Annotated in this window: 17 protein-coding genes; 5 read left to right on the top strand and 12 right to left on the bottom strand. The window is 71.4% G+C overall.

Annotated features, from left to right (window positions below; genetic code table 11):
• Positions 1–46: 46 nt before the first annotated feature.
• A complete protein-coding gene (locus tag ACFT9I_RS20320) occupies positions 47–2326 on the top strand; it encodes an MMPL family transporter (protein ID WP_382566057.1) in 2280 nt (759 codons plus the stop codon).
• A gap of 55 nt (positions 2327–2381) precedes the next feature.
• Here ACFT9I_RS20320 and ACFT9I_RS20315 read toward each other — a convergent pair whose 3' ends face one another.
• Together ACFT9I_RS20315 and ACFT9I_RS20310 are read right to left on the bottom strand one after the other, a co-directional pair.
• Positions 2382–3104, bottom strand: coding sequence for a class F sortase (locus ACFT9I_RS20315; protein WP_382566056.1), 723 nt, complete (start codon positions 3102–3104; stop codon positions 2382–2384).
• Between the two features lie 4 nt (positions 3105–3108).
• Positions 3109–4014, bottom strand: coding sequence for a hypothetical protein (locus tag ACFT9I_RS20310; protein ID WP_382566055.1), 906 nt, complete (start codon positions 4012–4014; stop codon positions 3109–3111).
• 158 nt (positions 4015–4172) lie between these two features.
• On the opposite strand from ACFT9I_RS20310, the gene ACFT9I_RS20305 reads away from it, so the two are divergent.
• Both ACFT9I_RS20305 and aroQ read left to right on the top strand, forming a co-directional pair.
• Positions 4173–5090 carry a sporulation protein gene (locus tag ACFT9I_RS20305; RefSeq protein ID WP_382566053.1) on the top strand — a complete coding sequence of 306 codons (918 nt, stop codon included), beginning with the start codon at positions 4173–4175 and terminating at the stop codon, positions 5088–5090.
• A 320-nt stretch (positions 5091–5410) separates the two neighbouring features.
• Positions 5411–5914 (top strand): gamma subclass chorismate mutase AroQ, encoded by a 504-nt coding sequence (gene aroQ, locus ACFT9I_RS20300; protein WP_382566051.1) that lies wholly within the window; start codon positions 5411–5413, stop codon positions 5912–5914.
• Between the two features lie 159 nt (positions 5915–6073).
• Here the strand turns inward: aroQ and ACFT9I_RS20295 are convergent, their stop codons facing one another.
• The 10 genes from ACFT9I_RS20295 to ACFT9I_RS20250 form a co-directional block, all read right to left on the bottom strand.
• Positions 6074–8266, bottom strand: a complete 2193-nt coding sequence (locus ACFT9I_RS20295; RefSeq protein ID WP_382566049.1) for an MMPL family transporter — start codon at positions 8264–8266, stop codon at positions 6074–6076.
• Positions 8267–8464: 198 nt separating this feature from the next.
• Positions 8465–9631: an LLM class flavin-dependent oxidoreductase gene (locus ACFT9I_RS20290; RefSeq protein ID WP_382566048.1), complete on the bottom strand. Its 1167-nt coding sequence runs from the start codon at positions 9629–9631 to the stop codon at positions 8465–8467.
• 85 nt (positions 9632–9716) lie between these two features.
• The gene (locus tag ACFT9I_RS20285; protein WP_382566046.1) at positions 9717–10910 is read right to left on the bottom strand and encodes an SfnB family sulfur acquisition oxidoreductase; all 1194 of its coding nucleotides are present in this window, start codon (positions 10908–10910) and stop codon (positions 9717–9719) included.
• A 64-nt stretch (positions 10911–10974) separates the two neighbouring features.
• Entirely contained in the window at positions 10975–11529 is a 555-nt protein-coding gene (ssuE, locus tag ACFT9I_RS20280) for an NADPH-dependent FMN reductase (protein WP_382566044.1), read from the bottom strand.
• A gap of 254 nt (positions 11530–11783) precedes the next feature.
• The gene (locus ACFT9I_RS20275) at positions 11784–11909 is read right to left on the bottom strand and encodes a putative leader peptide (protein WP_382566043.1); all 126 of its coding nucleotides are present in this window, start codon (positions 11907–11909) and stop codon (positions 11784–11786) included.
• 341 nt (positions 11910–12250) lie between these two features.
• Complete coding sequence (locus ACFT9I_RS20270; protein ID WP_382566042.1) at positions 12251–13288, bottom strand: LLM class flavin-dependent oxidoreductase; 1038 nt, start codon at positions 13286–13288, stop codon at positions 12251–12253.
• A gap of 51 nt (positions 13289–13339) precedes the next feature.
• A complete protein-coding gene (locus tag ACFT9I_RS20265) occupies positions 13340–13717 on the bottom strand; it encodes a TraR/DksA family transcriptional regulator (RefSeq protein WP_382566041.1) in 378 nt (125 codons plus the stop codon).
• Between the two features lie 28 nt (positions 13718–13745).
• Positions 13746–15752: a HEAT repeat domain-containing protein gene (locus tag ACFT9I_RS20260; RefSeq protein ID WP_382566040.1), complete on the bottom strand. Its 2007-nt coding sequence runs from the start codon at positions 15750–15752 to the stop codon at positions 13746–13748.
• Positions 15753–15754: 2 nt separating this feature from the next.
• The gene (locus tag ACFT9I_RS20255; RefSeq protein WP_382566038.1) at positions 15755–16225 is read right to left on the bottom strand and encodes a DUF6221 family protein; all 471 of its coding nucleotides are present in this window, start codon (positions 16223–16225) and stop codon (positions 15755–15757) included.
• A 305-nt stretch (positions 16226–16530) separates the two neighbouring features.
• Complete coding sequence (locus ACFT9I_RS20250) at positions 16531–17412, bottom strand: hypothetical protein (protein ID WP_382566037.1); 882 nt, start codon at positions 17410–17412, stop codon at positions 16531–16533.
• Positions 17413–18133: 721 nt separating this feature from the next.
• On the opposite strand from ACFT9I_RS20250, the gene ACFT9I_RS20245 reads away from it, so the two are divergent.
• Together ACFT9I_RS20245 and ACFT9I_RS20240 are read left to right on the top strand one after the other, a co-directional pair.
• Positions 18134–18718 (top strand): carbonic anhydrase, encoded by a 585-nt coding sequence (locus ACFT9I_RS20245; protein WP_382566036.1) that lies wholly within the window; start codon positions 18134–18136, stop codon positions 18716–18718.
• 175 nt (positions 18719–18893) lie between these two features.
• Positions 18894–20438, top strand: coding sequence for a SulP family inorganic anion transporter (locus ACFT9I_RS20240; RefSeq protein ID WP_382566034.1), 1545 nt, complete (start codon positions 18894–18896; stop codon positions 20436–20438).
• Positions 20439–20488: the final 50 nt, after the last annotated feature.

Raw genomic sequence — 20488 nt, 5'->3', positions numbered from 1 at the left:
CCGGCTCACCACCCATCACCGACCACCGAGAAGAGAAACCTTCGCCATGGCTTCCCTGCTGTACCGGCTCGGCCGGTTCTCCTTCCGCCGACGCAAGCGCGTCGTCGCCGTATGGCTGCTCCTGCTCGTCGTGCTGGGCGGAGCCGCCGCCACCCTCATGGGCCCCACCAGCGACAAATTCACCATGCCCGGCACTGAGTCGCAGCGCGCGCTGGACTCACTCCAGGAGCAGTTCCCGCAGGCCAGCGGTACGACCGGCACGATCGTCATAGCCGCGCCCGAGGGCGCGAAGCTCGACAAGGCCGCCGTCGCTCCCGTTGTACGCGAGGCCGCAGCCGTGGACGGTGTGGTCGGCGCGGTGGACCCGTTCGAGGCGGGCGCCGTCTCCGAGGACGGCCGATACGCCCTGGTCCAGGTGCAGTTCGAGGCCGGCGCGGACGAGGTGACCGACGCGCAGCGCGCGGCGTACGAGAAGGCCGGCGCCTCCGCGGCTGACTCCGCCGCAGGGCTGCGGGTCGAGCACGGCGGTGAAGTCCTCAGCGCCGAGGTCGAGGTGGGCTCCACCGAGGCCATCGGTGTGCTGATCGCCGCAGGCGTCCTCGTCGTCACCTTCGGCTCCCTGGTGGCCGCCGGTATGACCCTGCTGAACGCGCTCGTCGGCGTCGCGGCGGGGATGGCCGGGCTGTTCGCACTGAGCAGCGTCATCGAACTCACCAGCACAGCACCCATCCTGGCGCTGATGCTGGGTCTCGCCGTCGGTATCGACTACTCGCTGTTCATCACCTCCCGCCACCGCCAGTACCTCACCGAAGGTATGGACGCCGAGGAGGCCGCCGGACGCGCGGTCGGGACCGCCGGTTCGGCCGTGGTCTTCGCGGGCGCCACCGTCGTCATCGCCCTCGCCGGGCTGACCGTCGTCAACATCCCCTTCCTGAGCGTCATGGGCCTCGCCGCGGCGGGTACGGTCGCGGTCGCCGTCGTCGTCGCGCTCACCCTGCTGCCGGCGCTCCTCGGGTTCGCCGGCGACCGCGTACTGCCCCGCAAGCAGCGCGCCGGGCACCCGGCGGCGGCGGACACTTCGACAGACACCTCGACACAGACCTCGACGGACACCTCGACCGACGCCGCCCCCGAGACCGGGCCCCGCGAGGGCTTCGGCTTCCGCTGGGGCCGTACCGTCACCCGCTTCCGCGTCCCGGTCCTCCTCGTCGGCATCCTCGGCCTCGGCGTACTCGCCCTCCCCGCCGCCGACATGCGCCTGGCGCTCCCGGACGCGGGCACTGCCGCCGCCGGCTCGGCGACCCGTGAGGCGTACGACCTGACCAGCGAGGGCTTCGGCCCCGGCTTCAACGGCCGCCTGATCGCCGTCGTCTCCGGCGACGACGCCGCGAGCACGGCCGTCGCCGCCAAGGAAGCCACCAAGCGCATCCAGGGGACGAAGGACGTACTCGCCGTCACCCCACCGCTGTTGAACAAGCAGGGCACCACCGCGCTCCTCACCGTCATCCCCAAGGCCGGTCCCACCGACGAGGCCACCGAGGCGGTCGTGCACGCCGTCCGTGACCGCGTCGCCGACATCGGCGACTTCGCGGGCGCGGAGGGCACCGACGTCGCGCTGTCCGGCACCACGGCGGTCGGCATCGACGTCTCCGAGAAGGTCGCGGACGCCATGCTGATCTATCTGCTGCTCGTGGTCGGTCTGTCGATCCTGCTGCTGATGCTGGTCTTCCGCTCGTTCCTGGTACCGCTGAAGGCCGCGCTCGGCTTCCTCCTCACCATCGGTGCCACCTTCGGCATCACCGTGGCGATCTTCCAACAGGGCCATTTCGCCGACCTGTTGGGCGTCGACACCCCTGGACCGCTGGTGAGCTTCCTGCCGATCCTGCTCATCGGCATCCTGTTCGGACTCGCCATGGACTACGAGGTCTTCCTCGTCTCGCGTATGCGCGAGGACTTCGTCCACGGTGCCGGTGCCCAGGAGGCGACCGTCAGTGGCATGGGGCACAACGCACGCGTCGTCACGGCCGCCGCGCTGATCATGACGGCCGTGTTCGGCGGGTTCATCTTCATGCCCGACCCGATCATCAAGTCGATGGGATTCGCGCTGGCCGTGGGTGTGCTCGTCGACGCGTTCATCGTGCGTATGGCGCTGGTCCCGGCGGTCATGTCCCTGCTCGGGCGCGCCGCCTGGTGGCTGCCGCGCCTCGTCGACCGGGCCCTGCCCAACCTCGACATCGAGGGCGAGAGTCTGCAGCGGAAGCTCGTACCGGAGCAGCGGCAGGGCACGGCCGACGAGAGCGAGGAGGCGGACGCGGTCAAGGTGTGAGCCTGTCGGCGCTGATCAGCCTTCGTCAGCCCTCGTCAACCGTCGTCAGCCGACGTCAGCCCTCGTCGGCAGTCGATCGGTGGCTGCCGGTGAGGGTCGCGTACACGACCACGTTGTCGGCGTAGCGGCGGTCGGCCTCGGAGAAGTCGCCGCCGCAGGTGATGAGTCGCAGTCCGGCGTGGTCGAGGTTGCGGTAGACCTCGACCGTCGGGAACTTGTCCTTGGCGTACGTCGCTACGCGGTCGACCGTGAACTCGGCGGTCCTGCCGTCCTTCCGCGTCACCTCGACCGTGTCACCAGGATCGATCCTGGCCAGGTCGAAGAAGACGGTGGGCGCGCCGTCCCAGGTCACGTGGCCCGCGATGACCGAGGGGCCGTTGGCGCCGGGGGCGGGTCCCGGGTGGTACCAGCCCGCCTTGTCCGGGTCCTCGGGCGTCTCCATCGCGCGGGTCTTGTCGAGCCCGAGGCGCTCCAGGGCGGAGTCCACCTTGAGCGAGGGGATCAGGACGCGTACGGGGTCGGACGCGGGGAGGGCGGCGGCCCCCTTCTTGCCGGACTCCGGGGCGGGGCCGGTCGACCGGGGAGCCGAATCCGCCACCGACGGACCGCCCTTGTCGACCGCCCTCGGCGGTGCGGGCTGCTGCCGGCCCATTCCCAGGACCAGCAGCAGCCCGCCGACGACCAGCAGGACCGGGATCGCGACGATCAGTGCCGTACGGCGTCCCGGGCGACCCCCGGCACCCTCGTCACCCTCGCCCGTACCGTTCGACTCACTCACAGGATCAGCCGAGCAGTCGGTTCGTGCCCGAAGCCGTGCCCGAAGCCGTGCCCGAAGTCATCGGCCGCGTACGGCGCTTCACCGCGAACAGCCCGCCCGCGACGAGGATCGCCGCCGCGCCGCCGGCCACCATGCTGGGCGCCTCGATGCCCGCCGCGCCGCCCGGGCCGGCGGCCGTACCGGTCTCGACGCCGCCCACCGGCATCGAGCCGACGGCCGCGCCCTTGACCATGCCGCAGTCGGCGGGTGCGGTGGCCTCCTGCGGGAGCTTCGGGTCCAACTCGCTCTTGCCGGCGCCGAAGTCGTACTTGCCGTCGTCGTTGCGGTCGATGCCGTGCTGCACGACGTGCAGGTCCTTGATGTGGTCGACGACGTCCTGCGACACCTCGATGGTGCGGGAGTAGTCGAGCTTGCCGTCCTTGTCGGCGACCGGCATCCGGTCGACGGCGAGTCCGCTGTCCTTGGACGTGTCGCCCTTCGTCGTCAGGGAGATGTTGATGTCCCCGTACTGCGGCAGGCCCTCGGCGGTGCTGACGATGCCGTCGCCGTCCTTGTCGGCGCTCGCGTCGGGGCAGCTGAAGTCGTGACCGTCGGTGGAGCCGTGGATGTGCTGCGCGTGCGGCTGGCCGGGTACCAGGCCGGTGGCCTCGATCTTCACCGTCAGCTTCGTGCCCTGGAAGCTGACCAGGGCGGCGCCACTGGCACCGGAGTCGTTCAGCGGCTCCAGATCGATCTGGTACGTCTCACCCTCCTTGGCCGTCGACGCGGCCTGGGAGTTGGCCGGCTTGCCGCCGTGCTCACCGTGTTCGCTGCCGGCGCCGCTCGCGAGAGCGGGCGTGGCCGCGACGAGTGTGAGGGCGGCGGGCAGGGTGAGGAGGGCCGTGAATCGTGCTGTGCGCTTGCGTATCACTACGATGCATCCCCTTTGCGACGGTGAGCCTGTGTTGTCGGTGTGCATTCGGTGACCTGGGTCATGCGGATTGGTCCCGGCGGCAAGGCAGTTGTTCTACAGTCCTGTAGAAGTAAGCACGCATCAGGAGATCAGGGAACGAAGGAGGGAACACCTCGATGGTGTTCAAGCGACTGCTCGGTTCACTCGGCGTCGGTGGGCCGACGGTGGAGACGGTGCTGGAGGACGGCGCGGTCCTGCCGGGTGGCACCTTGCGGGGCGAGGTACGGCTGGCCGGCGGGAGTGCGTCGTACGACATCGACCGCGTCACCCTCGAACTCGTCGCCCGCGTGGAGGCGGAGCACGAGGAGGGTGAGAGCGAGGGCCTGGTCGGCTTCGCGCGGTACGAGGTCGGCGGCGGCTTCCGGCTGGGCGAGGAGGACTCGTACCGCGTGCCGTTCGAGGTGACCGTGCCGTGGGAGACGCCCGTCACCGAGCTGCACGGTGAGGCGCTGGGCATCACCCTGGGTGTACGTACGGAGCTGGAGATCGCCGGAGCCAGGGACAAGGGTGACTTCGACACCTTCGCCGTACGGCCGTTGGCGGTGCAGGAGGCCGTGCTGGAGGCGTTCGGGCAGCTCGGCTTCGGCTTCGGGTCGGCGGACCTGGAGCTGGGGCACATCAACGGGAGCGGGCAGCAACTGCCGTTCTACCAGGAGATCGAGATCATTCCCGCGCCGGGTTACGCGGACCGGCTGAACGAGATCGAGGTGACGTTCCTGGCTCACGCGGGCGGGACGGAGATCGTCCTGGAGGCGGACGGGCGCGGGGGCACGGGCGTGGACGACGCCCTGAACCGGCACACCGTCGGGCACGACGAGGTGGCGCACACCGACTGGAACACGGTGGTCGGGGGCTGGGTCGAACAACTCGCCGGCCGGTACGCGGCCCGTGGCCGCCACGGCTCCGGCGCGGGCACGGGCGCGGCGGTCGCCGTCGGCGCGGCCGGTCTGGCCGTGGGGGTCGCGGGTGGGATGGTGGCGGCCGAAGTCGTTGACGAGGTGGGCGACTTCTTCGAGGGCGACGAGGAGGGCTAGACCGCGTTTGAGAGGTAGCGCCGTCCCCCCGAGGGCGGGCCGGGTGGGACTCTCCGGACAGGCCCTGGTGCTGTGACCGGAAAGGTTCACCGGGTCCGTCCGGTGGCCGGTTCCGGGTCGGCTCTTGTCGAACGTGTGCGCCCGTAGGCGTTGATCCCACCCTCATGGAGAGGACACTCCCTGTGCGAGTCCGACGTACGCGGTCCGTGTTGGTCGCCGCATCCGCCGCGCTGCTGCTCTCCGGTGCCGTTGTCATGCCCGCTGTCGCCCAGCCGCAGCCCGCAACGTCCGCGCCTGCTGCCGCTCCTGGACTCACCTCGTTGACCGACCTGTTCGCGGAGCGGCTGCTGATCGCCGACAAGGTGGCCGCCGCCAAGTACGGCACCGACCGGCCGATCGACGACCCCGCGCGCGAGCAGATCGTCCTCGACGACGTCGCCGCTCGGGCCGTCGGGCTCGGGCTGGATCCCGGCGTGGTGGTCGCCGTCTTCCGGGACCAGATCGAGGCGAACAAGGTGGTGCAGCGCGGGCTGTACACGCGCTGGGACAAGCATCCTGAGGAGCGGCCCACCCAGCGGCCGGATCTCGACAAGGAAGTCCGGCCGGCACTCGACCGCATCACCACGCAGTTGCTGAGCGCGCTGGCGGCGACGGAGGGCGTTCGCGCCTCGCTGTCGTGCGAGCCGCGACTGTACGGCGCGGCAGCCCTCTCGGCGTACGGCCACAAGCTGAACGTCCTGCATCTCAAGGGCCTGGAACGGGCGTTGCCCTCGGTGTGCGCGCGTGCGGACGATCGCGCGATTCGCCCGCGCGGCCAGCTGTAGCGCGAGCAGCGAGCGATGGTGACGGTTCGTCAGATGTGCTCGCACGCCGTACCCCCTCCGCCCCGGCGAACCGACGAACGACGAACGACACTGAGACGCTGAATGGACGGACACCGACTCACCGCGCCCGCGCCCCCGGCGTCGCCCGCCGACTTCCCCTCAGTGATCGTCTTTTTGCGATGCCTCGATCGAGAGGTTCGGCACGATCCGGTTCAGGCGGGCCGGCATGGCCCAGTTGGCCGGGCCGATCAGGTGCATCAGTGCCGGGACGAGCAGGCCGCGGATGATCAGGGCGTCTACGAGGACGGCGAAGGCCAGGCCGAAGCCGAATTCCTGGAGCACATGGTTGTCGCCGATCAGGAACGAGCCGAACACCAGGATCATGATCCCGGCCGCCGCCGCGATGACGCGGCCGCTCTTCGCCTGACCGTGTGTCACCGCCCAGTGGTTGGCCGCGACTTCGTCCGCGTGTGACGAGGCGGACCGACGCCGATGGCCCCACTCCTCCTGCATCCGGCTGACCAGATACACCTCGTAGTCCATCGAGAGCCCGAAGAGCACCGAGAACAGCAGGACCGGGATGAAGGCGTCGACGGGCCCGGTCCCCGCGATGTTGAAGACCGAGATGCCCCAGCCCCACGTGAACACGGCGTTCATCGCGCCGAGCGCGGCGCCGACGGACAGCAGGTTCATCACGGCCGCCACCAGCGGGATCAGCAGGCTGCGGAACACCGCCACCAGCAGCAGGAACGCCAGGATGACGACGATGGCGATGAACAGCGGCAGTTTCGAGCTCAGCACCCGCGAGAAGTCGATGTTGGTGGGCGTCACTCCGCCGACATGGACGGCGGAGTGGCCGGGGCCCTCGGCCTTGGGCGCCAGGTCGCGGACGGTGCTCACCAGGGTGACCGTCTGTTTCGCCCCGGGGCCGGTGCTCGGGTAGAGGATCGCGAGCGCCACCTTGCCGTTGGGCGAGGTCGTCGGCGGCGTCACCGACACCACGCCCGGCGTCTTGGCGACGGCGGCCAGGTAGGTGTCGAACGCCTTCGCGTCGTCCGGCGACTTCAGCTCCGTCACCAGCTGGAACGGCCCGTTGAAGCCCGGCCCGAACCCCCTGGCCAGGGTGGTGTACGCCTGGTGGGTGGTGGAGTCGGAAGGGTCGTTCGCGGCGCCGGACGAGCCGAGGCGGAGCGAGAACAGCGGCAGCCCGATCACCACGACCAGCGCCAGCGCGCACGCGGCCACCGGCACCTTGCGCCGTTCCACGAACGTGGCCCAGCGCAGCCAGAATCCGCTGGCGTCGTCGGAGACCGGCCCCTTCTCCGTCTGCGCGCGCCGCTCGCGCCGCGAGAGGGTCTTGGGGCCGAGGAAGCCCAGCATGGCGGGCAGGAACGTCAGCGAGCTGGCCATGGTCAGGGCCACGGTGAGGGCGGACGCCGCCGACAGGCCGTACAGGAAGTCGATCCCGAGCGCGAACTGCCCGAGCAGCGCGATGCACACCGTGATCCCGGCGAACAGCACGGTCCGCCCTGAGGTGTTGACGGCCTGCACCGTCGATTCCTCGTACGACAGACCTGTCTTCACCGCGCTGCGATGGCGGCTGATGATGAACAGGCCGTAGTCGATGCCGACGCCGAGACCGATCAGTACGGCGAGGTCGCTGGACACGCTCGGGGTGTCCATGACGTGCGACAGCAGGCTGATGAGGGAGGTGCCGATGAACAGCGCGATGGCGGCGGTCACCAGCGGCATCAGCGAGGCGAACAGGGCGCCGCCGAAGACGATCAGCAGGACGACCAGTGCGGCGATGGCGCCCACCGCCACCGACAGGCCGGGGCCCGCGCTCTCCTCGTTGGTGATGGCCGGGCCGCCGAGGGAGATACGGATGTTCGGTCCGTCGGCGGTCTTGGCGGCGTCGATCAGCTTCCGGGCGTCCGACTTCGTGACATCGGCGGCCTTCATCTTCCAGTTGACGGCGGCGAACGCGATGGTGCCGTCCTTGCTGATCTGCGCCGCGCCCTGCTTGCTGTACGGGCTGACGACCGACGCGATGCCGGGGATGGCGGCCACCTTGGTGAGCGCCGCGGTGACCGGCGTCTTCACCGCGTCCGAGCGGACGGTGTCCCCGCCGGTGGCCTCGATGACGATCTGGTCGCCCTCGCCCGAGGCCGTGGGGAAGTTGTCCGTGAGGAGGGTGATGGCCGCCTGGGCGTCGGTGCCCGGCAGGCTTGCGCTCTCGTTGTACTTGCTGCCGAGCGACTGGCTGAACCCGACGGCGAGGACCAGGACCAGGAGCCAGATGGCCACCACTCTGCGGCGGTGCAGGAAACACCAGTGAGCCAGTCGAGACACGATGCTTCTCCGCCGGGATGTCGAGTGGCCGGACAGGACGGATGAAGATCTACTCGACGGACTCGCTGCGGCGGAGAAACGTCACTCCAACGTGGGCGGGTCACGGGTCATTCGCCCGTGCGACCCGATCCCACTCCGGCATGTCCACGCCGTCATGCCCTCACCGGCCGGCGCCGACCGACGTTCACCGACCGACGTTCACCGGCCGGCGGTCACCGTCCCCGCGAAGGGGACGGACGCGCCCGACGCGCCCGCCGCCGACGCCCCCGCCGGGTGGGTCCACAGCCCGTCGGCCGCCAGCAGCGGCAGCACGCCCTCCCCGAACCAGTACGCCTCCTCGACATGCGGATGCCCGGAGAGGATGAACTCGTCGATGCCCAGCCGGTGATATTCGGTGATGCGCTCCGCGACCTCCCGGTGGCTGCCGACCAGCGCGGTCCCGGCGCCGCCGCGCACCAGCCCGATCCCGGCCCACAGGTTGGGTGAGATCTCCAGGCCGTCGTCGCTGCCGCCGTGCAGCGCGAGCATCCGCCGCTGGCCCTCCGACTCGCTGCGGGCGAGCCCGGCCTGCACCGCCTGTACGGCCTCCGGCGAGAAACCGGCCAGCAGCCGCCGGGTCTCGGCCCACGCGTCGTCGGCGGTGTCGCGCGCGATGACGTGCAGCCGGATGCCGAAGCGCACGGTACGGCCCTGGGCCTCGGCCAGCCGCCTGATCCACGCGATCTTCTCGGCCACCTGGGCGGGCGGCTCGCCCCACGTGAGATACACGTCGCTGTGCCGGGCCGCGACCGCCCCGGCCGCCGGCGACGAGCCGCCGAAGTACACCTCGGGTACGGGGTCGGGCACCCGCGTCAGCTTGGCGTTCTCCACCCGCAGGTGCTCGCCCTCGAAGTCCACCGACTTGCCCTGCCACAACTCCCGGACGATTTCGAGGAATTCGCCGGTACGGGTGTAGCGGGCGTCCTTGTCGAGGAAGTCCCCGTACGCGCGCTGCTCATGACTCTCGCCGCCGGTGACCACGTTGAGCAGCAGTCGGCCCCCGGTGTGGCGCTGGTACGTGGACGCCATCTGGGCGGCCAGTGTCGGTACGACGAAGCCGGGGCGGAAGGCCACCAGGAACTTCAGCCGTTCCGTCTCGCGGGCGAGCATGGCCGTGGTGAGCCAGGCGTCCTCGCACCAGGCCCCGGTGGGTGTCAGGGCGCCGGTGAAGCCCAACTGCTCGGCCGCGCGGGCGATTTGGGTGAGGTAGCCGAGGGTGGCCGGCCGCTCGCCCCCGGCCGCGCCGACGGGCACGCCGTGCCCGCCGCCGACGACGTTGCGGCTGTCCCCGTAGGTGGGCAGGAACCAGTGGAAGGTGAGGCTCATCGGTGTCGTTCTCCGATCGGTGGGGCGGGGCGAGCGGCGGGGGCGAGCAGCGGGCGGGGACTCGGAGGAGGTCGTGGCGCGGGGCTCAGAGCAGGCCGTGGCGCGGGGGTCGGGTGCCGTTCAGGACGTGGCGCCCGATGTGCTGGACCTTCCAGCGGGCCGGGTCGTGCAGGGTGTGGGTGCGGGCGTCGCGCCAGTGCCGGTTCAGGTTGAGGGCGTCCAGCGCGGACCGGGTGCCGGACACCTCGAAGACGGCGCTGCCCGTGTCGACGGCGACGCCCGCGGCGAAGGCCCGTACCGCCGCGACCGCGACGGACGCCTCGGCGGCGCTGTCGTCGGTGAGGTCGGCGGACGCCGCGTCCACCGCCCGGCCCGCCGCCGACAACAGGGCCTCGGCGGCGCGCAGTTGGATCGACAGCTCACCGAACCGCTGGATGAGCAGGGGGTCTTCGTCGGCCCGGTCGAACCCGCTCTCGAACCAGGGCCGGCTCTTGGTCCGTACGAACTCGACCGCCTCCGCCAGCGCGCCGCCCGCGATCCCGACGTCGATCGCCGCGTGCAGCAACTGGGCCACGGCGCCGTGCAGTTGCGGACCCTCGAAGGTCAGATGGTGCGGCACCACCCGGTCGGCCGGCACCGCGACCGCGTCGAGGCGGACCGTACCGCTGGCGGTGGTGCGCTGCCCCATGCCGTCCCAGTCGTCGACCACTTCCAGCCCCGGGGCGTCGCGCGGTACGAACGCGACGTGCAGGTCCTCGTTCGCGGCACGCGCCAGCACCGGGATCCAGTGGGCGAACAGGGCCCCGGTGGCGTAGTGCTTGACGCCGTCCAGCCGGTACGAGCCGTCGGGGAGCGGTTCGAGACGCGTCCGGATGTCCTGGATGTGCCGGGTGCCGGCCTCCGACTGGGCGTTGCCGAGACGGCGGCCCGCGAGCAGTTCGCCGAAGAAGAACTTCCGTTGCTCGTCGGTCCCTTGGCGGCGGAGCACGTTGACGTACGCGAAGTGGCTCTGCGGGATCTGCGCGAGGCTCGGATCGGCGGTCGCCAGCAGCCGGAAGACCTCGGCCAGCGTCTCGGCGCGCACGTCGGCGCCGCCGTACGCGGCCGGGACGGTGACGGCCAGCAGCCCGCTGGCCGTGAGCCGGTCGAGTTCGGCGCGCGGCAGGGTGCGGGAGGCGTCCCGCGCGGCGGCACCGGGCCGGAACTCGTCGGCGAGGGTGGCCGCCGTGCGCAGGGCCTCCGCGTCGTCGGCGATCACATGGGCGGGGGCGGTGGTCACAGAGGTCTCCAACAGAGGTCTCCAGAAGAGGGAGCGGCGAGGGGACGGAACGACGGCGGGCGGCTCAACTCGCCGCGCGGAGGAACACACCGCCCCCGAGGGCCGCGGAGAACTGCGCCAGTACCTGGTCGAGCGCCCCGGCCGTGCTCTCCTCTATCTCCGTCGACCCGTCCGGGGCGGTGACTATGTGCCGGTCCAGGACGAACCAGCCCGGCACGACATGCGTCGCCCCCATCGCCGTGAGGACCGGGCGGAGCGCGTAGTCGATGGCCAGGACGTGCGCGACGGAGCCGCCGGTGGCGAGCGGCAGGACGACCTTGTCGGCGAGGGCGTACTGCGGCAGCAGGTCGAGCAGCGACTTCAGCAGTCCGGAGTAGGCGGCCTTGTAGACCGGCGTACCGACGATGACACCGTCGGCCTGCGCGAACAGCTCGGTCGCGCGCTTGATGTCGGGGTGCCCGAAGTCGGCGCCCAGCAGGGCCTCGGCGGACAGGGTGCGGACGTCGAGGGGGACGACCCGGTGGCCCTGGGCGATGAGCACCGCGTCGAGATGACGCAGCAGACGGGCGGTGCGTGACGTCGGGGACGGACTCCCCGAGACGGACAGAACGGTGGCCATGAAAGCTCGCTTCCGTGTTCGGGTGGGTGGACGTGTGGGCGGGTGGTGGGTGTCCGGCGGCCCGGCTCGGCCCCGGAGGCGCGCACTCGCGCAGTTCTCCGCGGCGGTCGGGGAAGCGGGCATGGCGAAGCACGGCCCAGGCGGGGGAGTGCCGCTCGTGGCTAGGGAGAGAGGGGTGGTGGGGCCTGTCTATCGCCGCGTACGACGCGAGCTACCGGTGGTCGAAGTGGCGCGCCACGCAGGGGAGTTGCCCCTCAGGCTGCGCGACAACAGAAGGCACTGGAGACACGGGCGAGGTCGATGTGACGTCGCCGCGTCAGAATCCGTTGCGCCGGGATCGGCGCCGACTGGGAATGGCCCACGTCATCGAGAGTACGCATACCGGGCCGCCGGGTCGAGACGGTCGGGTGTCCGGGAGGGCGGCGACGGACCCTCGGCCGGTGGCAACGGCACGGGCGAGGACCTGCTGGTCTTCGCCCGCGGGTCCTGTCCTCGGACAGGACCTAGGGCCTGTCTTCAAAGTAGCGCCGTCCGCCCGTAGGGCGGGGCCTGCGGCGTCTGGTGCGGTGCATCGCAAGGCGGAGGATCGTCGTTGTAGATGGCCCGGGCGTACTTGGTCGATTCCGACAACGCAGGGGGCACCCCCGTGGCCCCCTCGGGGCCTACGGGGGAGAGGTGCCGTCCAGGCGTCGCGGGCCAGGCGGGACTTTGAAGACAGGGCCTAGGCGCCGTCCGCCTGTGCTCGCCAGCCGAGCGCCGGGCCGAGGCCGGTGGCGATGTCGGTGAGTATCTGGACGTAGTCGTCGTGGTCGAAGGTGAACGGCAGCGCGAACGCGACCTCGTCGATCTCCCGGAACGCGGCGTGTTCGTAGAGACGTTCAGCGATCTCCGCGGAGGGTCCGACCAGATCGGGCGCGAACATCAGACGGGCCGGGCCCTGGGGTGTGGCCGTACGCGGCAGCCGCGTACGCGCGTACTCCTCGTACTTGGCGCGCTGCGTCGCCGTCGCGTTGTCCGTCGGGACGACGACGAGCCCCTGCGAGACGCGGGCGCGGTCGCCGTCGGGGTGGTGGGCGCGGAACGCGCGGACGGTCGAGAGCTGGATCGCCGCGAAGTCCGGGGCGTCCTGGCCCTCCTCCGCCTTGACGACGCTGCTGGTCAGGAAGTTCATCCCGTGCTCACCGGCCCACCGCGCGGACCGCGTGCTCGCGCCGCCGTACCACATACGGCTGCCCAGACCGGCGGCTTGGGGCTGTACGCGGTCGGAGAAGACCTCGAAGCCCTCGACTCCCCCGGATCCGGTGGCGGGTTCACCGCGTACGTGGGCGAGCAGCCGCCGTACACGCTCGTAACTGAAGTCCTCGGCCTCGGCGGTGTCCGGGTAGAGCGCGCCCTTGACCTGGTCGTAGTGCATGGGCGGGCCGACGCTGACGCCGGGGTTGAGCCGGCCCCCGGACAGGATGTCGACGGTCGCCAGGTCCTCGGCCAGCCGCAGCGGATTCTCCCAGCCGAGGGGGATGACGGCGGTGCCCAGCTCGATACGGCTCGTGCGCTGCGAGGCGGCGGCGAGGACGGCGACGGGGGAGGAGATGCCGTACTGGAGGTGCCGGTGGCGCACCCACGCGCTGTCGAACCCGAGCCGTTCGCCCAGCTCGATGATCTCCAGGGTCGACTCGTGGCCCCGCCGGGGATCGGCGGCGTCGAACAGCCCGATGGTCAGGAAGCCCAGCTTCCGCAACGGCTCCGAGGTCAGCGGCACGAGGCTCCTCCATCGTTCACGGCGTACTGCTTCGGTCTTTGTCGGTGGTGCTCAGCGGGGGCGCCGCCCGGCCGTGGCGCAACGTACACAGGTACGCGCCGCCGGCCGTACCTCCAGCCGCTCGACGGGGATCGCCTCACCGCACACCTCGCACTGCCCGTAGTCACCCTGCTCCAGCCGTTCCAGTGCCTCGTCCAGCCCGAGCAGCTCCTCGCGCGCCTGCGCCAGCAGGGAGGCGACGTGGGCCCGCTCGAAGGCGGTGCTCGATCCGTCGGGGTCGTGCTCGTCGTCGACCGCGACCAGCGTGTTGGCCTCGACGATCGCGTCGAAATCGCGCTCAAGAGCCTCGATCCGCGCATGCGTGTCCGTACGGCGGGCGGACAGCCGCGCGCGTACGGATGCGTGATCGGCGGGGACCTGATGGCTCACGGCTCGAACAACGCCGACCCCGGCCGAGTCATTCCGGCGGACGGATGGGGGCCTCATGCCCGAGGGCCTCGTCGATCAGCGCGCGCAGTCGCTCGTCCTGGAGGATCCCCTCGTAGTTCCACCGTGTCGACAGGCGACGGTCCGACCCGCGCGCGGTCAGCAGCGCGGCCCGGATCGCCGGGCTGACCTCGCCCATGCGGATCAGGGCGTGGAGCGCGTCCTGGAGGAGGCCGGGAGTGTCGAGAACGCCGAGACCGTCACCGCCGCCGGCGACCGGCAGCACGTACTCCTCCAGGACCCCCATGGTCGGCTCCGTCCGGCCCGTGATCGACCAGAGCGTGATCGCCGCGGTCAGCCGTGTCCCGTGCGAGCTTCGCTCCATGACCGAGCGGACGCGGTCCGCGTACGGCGCCGCGTCGGGACCGAAGTCGGCCAGGGCGCCGACCGGCCCGTATACGGGCGCTTCGCCCGCCAGGACCGCGTCGCCGAGGAACCGGAGCGCCGCCGCGCGGTCTCCGGTGATACGCATGGCGGCCGCGGCGACCGCGGCATGGTTCCCGGGGTGGTCGAGCACCCGGCAGGCGCGCAGGGCCGGCTCGGCGGAGGCTGCGGCCGGGCCCATCGCCGTCAGCACACCGATCACCGGGATCGAGGTGCGGGTGCTCGCGAGCAGCGGCAGGAGATCCGGCAGCGCCGGCAGCGCGTCCTGGCCCCAGGCCTCCAGGACCCGCAGGAAATCACCGGTCGCACCGCCGGTGGCCCCGCCGTGCCGGATCGCCTCGCGTACGGCGGGCAGCAGCGTGCCCGCGTGTGCGCGCAGAGGGATCAGGACGTCCGGGATGTCCGGCAGTCTCGGATCACCGCTGCCGTAACTGCGGCTGTAGTGCTGCTCCCTGTAGGGCGCGTACAACTGCTCGACAAGCCCCGGCAGGGCGCGCGGATCGCCGATCCGGGCCAGCGCCCAGCGCGCGAACTCGCCTACCGTGCCTTCGAGATACTCGTCCTCCGCCGTGTCGTGGAGCAGCGCCGCGAGCCGGTCGGCGTACGGGGCCGCCGCCGGGCCGCCGAGCACCGCGAGGATGTTCGCCGCCCGTAGCCGTACGGGGCCGTCCGGATCGGCCAGCAGCTCGCCCGCGTGCGGCAGCAACGTGGCCGCCACGGAAAGCCGTTGGGTCAGCAGGAGCCACGCCAGGTCCAGTGCCTCCCGGAGCAGGGCGGCGTCGCCGGTACGGCGCGCCGCCTCGATCAGGCTTACGGCGAAGGAGAGTTGGGCGCCCGGGATGTGCTCGAACAACCGGGCGGTGGTGCGGACCAGGTCCTCACGGGTCCAGGGGCCCTCGATGCCCGGTGTGTACCAGACCTCCTCGAACCGTGGACGCAGGGCGAGATCGGAGAACACCTCGACCAGCCGGTCCATCTGACGGACCGTCAATTCCGGTTCCAGAGCGGCCGAAGCGTCGAGCGCCGCGACCCACAGCACCGGGTCGCCGCCGCGCAGCACCTCCGCGAGCACCGCCCGCGCGGCGGCGTCCTCCCCCGTACCGGCCGGGGCGCCTGCCGCGGCCTCGCCGAGTGCGAGCAGCACCGGCAGCCGTACGGTCGGGTCCGTCTCCACCCGCCACCGCTCCAGCAGCCGCGCGACACCGCCCGCGAGCGGGATCGCCGCCCGCCGCACGGCCGGATCCGGATCCGCGAGCAGCGCGCGTGCCCCGGCCCGGTTCTCCTTCGCCGGTTCGGGCCCGTCCATGTCCACCAGCAGTTCGACGAGGGTGACCCGCACCGGCACCCGCATGGCCGGGTCGGCGGCGAGTTGGACGACGAACGGCAGCGCGGTGGCCGCGGCGGAGGGGGCCGGCCCGTGCCACGCGGTGAGGCAGTCGTGCAGCGGATGACAGTCCTCCTCCGTCGCCTCCGCCCCGGCGAGGGCGAGCCGGCGGAGCGTCCGGGGTACGACCTCGACGGGGTACAGCGGATGCGCGGTCTCCAGCCCCACCCACACGACGGCGTCCAGCGCCGCGAGCGACATCCCGGCCACGGTCACCCCCTTCCACGCTCACGCCGGACCGCTCGCCGCCGGCCCCCTCCGCGCCGCACCGCTCGCCGCCGGATGCCCGCTTTCGGGTGCGGCCGCCATTGCCCGCGGTAGTCGGGGTGGTCGGAGTAGGGGAGCGCCAGGTCGAGGAGGTCGGGGCAGGGCCAGTCCTCCCCGTCCCACTGGCAGTCGTCGCGGTTGTCCCAGGGCAGCTCGGGGTCGCCGACGGCGGGGCTGAGCGCGTGTCGCGCCAGGACGCGGCGCTTGGCGTCGACGTCACGCAGGACACGGGCGGGGTCGTGCGCGGCCACATGGCGGGCGACGGTGGGGTGGAAGCCGGCCAGCTCCGACTGGCAGAAGTCCACCGTGTGCCCGTGGGCCAGCCACTCGCCGCACTCGTCGGGGCCGCTCCGTGCCGCCAACTCGGCATCCTCGGCCAGGCGTGCGCGCAGGAACTCCACGAGGTCGTCACTCATGCCCCCATCCTGGGCGGGCGCGGGGCAGGCGTCAGCTGATTTGATCCGGCCCCCCGCCGCCGCGCCGGTCGTTGTCAGTGGGCGTCGCTACGGTGGGAGGCGCGCGGTCGGCATCCGAGGTGTCCAACTCCGCAGTGTGGCTGCATCCCTGGTTCTGCTCGGGGGAGGCCCGGGAACAGCCGGGACCCAACCGGCGGCCAGGCTCCGACGATGGCCTGAGCGAGACCTGCCAGCGCCGACCGCGCACCTTCACCGCGCACCGTCACCGCGCACCGTGCACCTTCACCGCGTGTCGCTCGGGCGCCTCAGGCCCGCAACCGCACCCCGTGCCATGTACGCAGCCGGTGGATCTCCCACCACGCCAACGCCGAGACCGTCGCCGGGCCGCCGACCGCCGCGAGGAGCGCGAGGAAGGTCGGGCCCGGGGGCAGACCGCCCACCGCCAGGCTGATGGCCGCGAACTCCCACACCAGTACGCCGGTGAGCAGGGCGGGCAGCGCCGCGTGCACGGGCGCCGTGTGGAACGCCGAGCGTACGACCGTCGGGGACGCGAACGCGACGAACAGCCCCACCCACAGGGCGGGCACCAGCAGCACGATCGCGACGAGCGGGGCGAGCGGGCCCTCGTACAGCTCGTAGTTGACGAAGAGGCCACCCATGAAGAGAAGCGGCGTCGCCGCGAACGCCCCGCAGTACCAGAGCGCCGACCGCAGCGACGGACGGAGCCTGGCCCGCATGCCCGCTCTCGCGGTGGGCGCGGCCAGTCGGATGATGACCGTGATCACCAGGGGCGCGCTGAGAAGCAGCAGCCATGGAGTGATCGCCATCCGGAGGGCGAACTGCTGTATCGCCAGGTCCCAGTCGTCCGGTGTCGCGTACGCGACCATCAGCGCGAAGGTCGCGGCGAGCGCCACCCACGCCCGGGTCTTCTGGATGCGCACCACGTCGGGGAAGTGGACCCGCAGATGGGCGCCCGGCGGGAAGATCCGCCGGGCGTGCGTCCGCGCCGAGCGGGCCAGCGGGTAGCAGATCAGCAGCCCGACGACCGTGGGCCCGAAGCAGCACAACGCGAACAGCCACAGGCAGCCGTGGATCTGACTCGCCGACCGCAGGACTTCCCTGAGCGTCGGCCACTCGTCCTCACGGAACCGTCGCCACAGCGGCATGTGCGGCGGCGGGTACGGCACGTAAGGCGGATACGGCGGCGGCTGCGGTGGCTGTGGGCCGTAAGGACCGTGTCCCCCGTGACTCACGCTCGCTCTCACTCCTCGCTCACTGTGGCGGGTACGCGAACGACCGGCGACCACCCGCCATAAGACGGGCCCCACTCCGCGCAGGAGCTAGGCGGGCGTGGTCGCCGGTCAGGGCCCCGAACTTGCCAGCACCCGGGGGTGTGGGCAGCTTAGGCGTCAACTTCCCTTCGCCGGAAGTGAGTTATGTGAGTGCCGGGGCCGCGCCAGGGCCGTGCCGGGGCCGTGCCGTGCTGTTGCCGGGACGGGAAAGTTCCCGAGCTGGATATTCCCGGCCAAGTGGAGACGGGCGCCCGGCCGTGCCGGTCGGCGGTGAATATCCGCCGGCGCCCGGTCCCATTCTCGAACGCGCGGCCGGTTTTCCGCTGTATGTGCGCGGCACGGTGATAGTCGAGACATCGTCCGTTCACATCAATGACACATGCGGCGGCTTTCCGGAAGCTTTTATTTGGCGTGATATCGTCGCCGCTACCAAGGTAATGTATTGGTAAAGCGTACGGTCTTCCCAGGAGAGCGCCCGGTTCGCGATGTCGCGGTCCGGTGCACTCCAGCCTGCCCGTGACTCTGTGCGGAGACGTCACGGACCAGCAGGTATCTTCCCTTGACCCGACCACACCGCGCCCCGTCCCCACATCGCGGGCGCAGGAGGCAGGCCGCCATGAAATCCCTTATCGAAAACGCCCGTTCCTTTCCGGACCGCGTGGCCGAGCGACGCCAGGAGTTCCGCGTCCTCGCCCACGGACAGCGGCCGGAAGCGCTCTTCATCACCTGTTCCGACTCCCGAGTCGTACCGACACTCATCACCGGCGCACGGCCGGGTGAACTCTTCGAACTGCGTACGGCGGGGAATATCGTGCCCCCCTACGATTCCGACCGTCCCAGCGGCGAGACCGCCACAATCGAGTACGCCGTGCGGGTCCTCCAAGTGCGCGACATCGTCGTGTGCGGGCACTCCCACTGCGGTGCGGTCGGAGCGCTGGTGAGCGGGACGGACCTCTCCGCCGTCCCCGCCGTACGCGGCTGGCTGGACCACTCGGTCGCCGGGCTCCCCGGCGACGCGGGCGTCCCCCACGCAGTACGGCACCATGCCGCCGCCCAGCTCGACACCCTGCGGGGCTACCCGTGCGTCCGGGAGGCGCTCGCCGAGGGCACCCTCGCGCTCAGTGCCTGGTACTACGAGGTCGACACCGGCACCGTGAGCGTCCAACGGCCCGACGCGGGCGGCGCGTTCGTGCCGCTCTGACCGGTACGCGCTCCGCGCCGCCGCCCACGCGGCCGACGCGTCGAGCCGCGCCCGAGTCCGTCTCGCGAGTCTGTCTCCCGAGTCCGTCTCCCGAATCCGCGTCCTGAGTCCACGGCCTGAGTCCGTGTCCCCTCGTCCGCCGCCGTCGGCGGACCGCTCCGCAAGGAACACACCCATGGCTTCACCCCCCTCACCCCCCTCACCCCGCTCACTCACCTCGCTCGTTTCGCAGTTGAAGGAACCTGCCGTCCTACGACGTGACGTCCTCGCCTCGTTCGTCGTCTTCCTCGTCGCCCTGCCCCTGTGCGTCGGCGTCGCCGTCGCCTCCGGTGTGCCGGCCGAACTGGGCCTGATCACCGGCATCGTCGGCGGGCTGCTCGTCGGTCTGCTGCCCGGCAGCAGCCTCCAGGTCAGCGGCCCCGCGGCCGGACTGACCGTCCTCGTCTTCGAGGCCGTCCAGGAGTTCGGGCTCGGTGCGCTGGGCGCCCTCGTCCTCATCTCCGGGCTGCTCCAACTCCTCCTCGGGGCGCTGAAGTTCGGACGCTGGTTCCGGGCCATCTCGGTCGCCGTCGTCCAGGGCATGCTCGCCGGCATCGGGCTGGTCCTCGTCTTCGGCCAGATCTACGCGATGGCCGACGAGACCCAGCCCTCCGGCGGGCTCGCGAAGATCGCGGGGCTGCCCGGTCTCTTCGGCGAAGTCGTCACCGGTGGAACGGCGTTGACGGCCTTCCTGCTCGGCGCCGCCACCATCGCCGTCCTGTTCCTGTGGCCGACCCTGCCCGCCAAGGCGCGCGTCGTCCCCGGTCCGCTCGTCGCGGTCGGGCTGGCCACGGGCGCCGCCGTCCTGCTGAATCTCGATGTCGCCCGGGTCGAGGTCCGGGGCCTGCTGGCGGCGGTCGACCCGCCCGGCCTCGGGGACTTCGGCAGCCTGGCCGGTGTCGCCGCCATCGGCACGATCCTCGCCTTCACCCTGATCGCCTCGGCCGAGAGCCTGTTCAGCGCGGCCGCGGTGGACCGGATGCACGACGGTCCCCGTACCGACTACGACAAGGAGCTGATGGCGCAGGGCATCGGCAACACCGTCTGCGGCGCGCTCGGCGCGCTCCCGATGACCGCCGTCATCGTGCGCAGCGCCGCCAACGTGCAGGCGGGCGCGAAGACTTCACTCTCCCGCGTCCTGCACGGCGTATGGCTGCTGCTGTTCGCCGCGCTGCTCCCGTTCGTCATCGGCGTCATCCCGCTGGCCGCGCTCGCGGGTGTCCTCGTGCACGCGGGGATGAAGCTCGTGCCGGTCAAGGAGATCGTCCCGCTGTGGCGGACACACCGCGGCGACGCCGTCATCCTCGCCATCACCACCGGCACCATCGTCATCGGCAATCTCTTCGAGGGCGTGGTGCTCGGACTGCTCCTGTCCGTCTGCAAGTCGGCCTGGGAGACCTCCCACATACACCTCAACGTCCACGAACTCACCGGCGGACGCCTGGTCGTGGCCATCACCGGCAACGCCACCTTCCTGCGGCTGCCGCGGATCCTGGACCAACTGGAGGCACTGCCCCAGAACCGCCCGATCGAACTGGACCTGACCGGTCTGCGCCATCTCGACCACGCCTGTCAGGTGGCACTGGAGACCTGGTCCCAGCGCCACAACGACGCCGACACGGTCCCGGTCCGCATGGTCCCGCCGCCGGCCAAGGACCCCTCCTCGACCGCGACCGTCTGACCGGTCCGGCAGTCTGACCGGTCCGGCCGGTACGACCGCCGTCCCCCGCG

It is taken from the genome of Streptomyces sp. NPDC057137, from assembly GCF_042670825.1.
In the GTDB taxonomy this organism is placed as follows: Bacteria; Actinomycetota; Actinomycetes; order Streptomycetales; family Streptomycetaceae; genus Streptomyces.
This window is presented reverse-complemented; position numbering and strand designations above follow the sequence as displayed.